This is a genomic window from Sphingomonas sp. Root241 (assembly GCF_001428865.1).
GTDB lineage: Bacteria > Pseudomonadota > Alphaproteobacteria > Sphingomonadales > Sphingomonadaceae > Sphingomonas.
On the sequence record NZ_LMIV01000006.1, the window covers coordinates 1 to 2,077 of the forward strand.

Genomic DNA, 2,077 nt, shown 5'->3' on the forward strand with positions numbered 1-2,077 from the left:
CCGCGAGCGGGACGGTCACGGGTACTGGCGCCGAGGGCATCCTCGCGACGGGCAACGACGCGATCACCGTCGCAGTGGACAATATCGTGACCGGCGCGACGCGCGGCCTGACTTTGGTCGGCGGTACCGGCGGCGCTGGCGATATCAACGTCTTCGGCACGGGCGGTTTCGTCGGCGGTACCGGTGATGCGGCGAACATCAAGAATGCGGGCTCAGGCAACGTCACGGTGAATATCGCGGGTGCGTCGAGCTCGACGGGCGGCGAAGGCATCGTGGTGCGCGACACCGCCGCGGGCGGTTCCATCTCGGTGACCACCGGTTCGGTAACGGCGGCCACGGCGAGCAAGGACGGGATCGACGTCCAGACGCAGACGCAGACCGGCGACGTCACGATCGTGGCGAACGGCGATATCAACGCGGGCAACGCCGGCATCGTCGCGGCGCTGATCCCAGGTGGGGCGACCGGGAACGTGTCGGTCACGGCCAATGGTGCGATCGACGCGCGCTTCGGGATCGATGCCGAGAATTTCGGCTCGGGCGATACGCAAGTGACGGCGGTCGGACCCATCACGGCGACGACGGGCAATGGCATTTTCGCCAAGACGACCGGCGGCACCGTCAGTGTGTCCGCGGGCGATGTGAGCGCGGTCAGCAACACCGGCATCATCGCACGCCAGACCAATGCGGCGGGTGCCGGCCCGATCTTCGTCGGCGCCGGCAATGTCTCGGGGTCGGGATCGAGGCGACCAATTCGGGAACCGGCCTGATCGACGTCAGCGCGACCGGCAATGTGACCGGCACCGGCGGCGAGGGTATCAACGCGACCGGCAACGCCGGAATCAGCGTCGGCGTGGCGGGCACCGTGACGGGCGCAACGACGGGCTTGCTGGTGACTGGCGGCACGGGTGGCGCGGGCAATATCGACGTCAGTGCAGGCAGCGTGGCGGGCGGCACCGGCAATGCCGTGACGATCCAGAACAATGGGGCGGGCAGTGTCTCGGTCAACATCACGGGAGCGACGAGCTCGACCGGTGGCGAAGGCATCGTCGTGCGCGACAAGAGCGTGGGCGGCAGCATCAGCGTCACCACCGGCGCGGTGACGGCGGCCACGGCGAGCAAGGACGGCATCGACGTCCAGACGCAGACGCTGACCGGCGACGTCACGATCGTCGCCAATGGTGACATCAAGGCGGGCAATGCCGGCATCGTCGATCGACGTCCAGACGCAGACGCTGACCGGCGACGTCACGATCGTCGCCAATGGTGACATCAAGGCGGGCAATGCCGGCATCGTCGCGGCGCTGATCCCTGGTGGCGCATCGGGTAACGTGGCCGTTACCGCCAACGGCGCGATCGACGCGCGCTTCGGGATCGACGCGGAGAATTTCGGGTCGGGCTTTACCAGCGTTACGGCGCTGGGTCCGGTGACGGCGACGACGGGCAACGGCATCTTCGCCAAGGCGACGGGCGGTAGTGTGCTCGTGGTTGCGGGTGACGTGAGCTCGGTCAGCAACACGGGCATCATCGCCCGCCAGACCAGCGCGGCAGGTGCCGGCGCTGTCGCAGTGCTCGCCGGCAATGTGTCGGGCTCGGTGGGGATCGAGGCGACCAACAGCGGCACCGGGGTGGTTAGCGTCTTTGCCAGCGGAGCCGTCACCGGTACCGGCGCCGAAGGCATCATCGCGACCGGCAATGATGCAGTGAACGTTACGGCGGACAAGTCGGTGACGGGCGCGACACGCGGCCTGACGCTGGTCGGCGGAACCGGCGGCACGGGTAATATCAACGTTTCCGGTACTGGTGGCTTCGTCGGTGGGACCGGCGATGCGATGAACATCAAGAATGCCGGTTCAGGCAGTGTCACCGTGGACATCTCGGGCGCGAGCGGCTCGACGGGCGGCGAAGGCATCGTGGTGCGCGACACCGCCGCGGGCGGTTCCATCTCGGTGACCACCGGCGCGGTGACGGCGGCCGCTGCGAGCAAGGACGGCATCGACGTCCAGACGCAGACGCTGACCGGCGACGTCACGATCGTCGCCAATGGTGACATCAAGGCGGGCAATGCCGGCATCGTCGC

The 2,077-nt window shown here is 67.9% G+C and carries 2 protein-coding genes and 1 pseudogene; all 3 read left to right on the forward strand.

Features of this window, described 5'->3' with window-relative positions; translation table 11 throughout:
- A partial coding sequence (locus tag ASE13_RS20080) for a hypothetical protein (protein ID WP_414885565.1) occupies positions 1–767 on the forward strand: 767 nt, incomplete at its 5' end.
- Positions 768–790: 23 nt separating this feature from the next.
- Positions 791–1,267, forward strand: a complete 477-nt coding sequence (locus tag ASE13_RS19075) for a hypothetical protein (RefSeq protein WP_056620208.1) — start codon at positions 791–793, stop codon at positions 1,265–1,267.
- Positions 1,197–2,077: pseudogene (locus ASE13_RS19080) on the forward strand (hypothetical protein); the annotation flags it as partial. The gene ASE13_RS19075 and the pseudogene ASE13_RS19080, both read left to right, overlap by 71 nt.